The 580-nt window shown below is 36.9% G+C and carries 1 protein-coding gene; it reads right to left on the reverse strand.

Going from position 1 to position 580, the window contains the following annotated elements:
• A partial coding sequence (locus tag HLB29_RS09555; RefSeq protein WP_185624902.1) for a DUF11 domain-containing protein occupies nt 1-580 on the reverse strand: 580 nt, incomplete at both ends.

Below are 580 nucleotides of genomic sequence, written 5' to 3' on the forward strand. Positions count from 1 at the left end.
TTCATTATTTGCAACTGTCTTTGATTCCCAAGTTACTGTTCCATTGACATTCTTTCCGTCGTTGTCCGCTGAAATAAATGTTGTATTTGTTGGTACTTTATCTGTAATTACAACATCTTGGCTCTTGCCTGTTGTATTCTTGTAAGTTACCTTGTAAGTCAATTTTTCACCAGGACTAACTACCTTACCGTTAATACTTTGTTTTAAGTCTCCAGGAGTGAATACATCCTTCTTCGGATCTGTCGGTGGTGTTTCTGGTGGGTTTGTTGTTGTATTTGTCTTTACCTTCGGTCCTGTTTTACCAGTCTGTACTTCTGCTGTATTATCCACCTTAGTCTTGTTATCTGCTTTAACTTGTACTGTGAAAGTTACTTCATATGTTTCATTATTTGCAACTGTCTTCGATTCCCAAGTTACTGTTCCATTGACATTCTTTCCGTCGTTGTCTGCTGAAATAAATGTTGTATTTGTTGGAACTTTATCTGTAATTACAACATCCTGGCTCTTGCCTGTTGTATTCTTGTAAGTTACCTTGTAAGTCAACTTTTCACCAGGACTAACTACCTTACCGTTAATACTT

Source organism: Peptostreptococcus canis (assembly GCF_014229965.1).
GTDB lineage: Bacteria > Bacillota > Clostridia > Peptostreptococcales > Peptostreptococcaceae > Peptostreptococcus > Peptostreptococcus canis.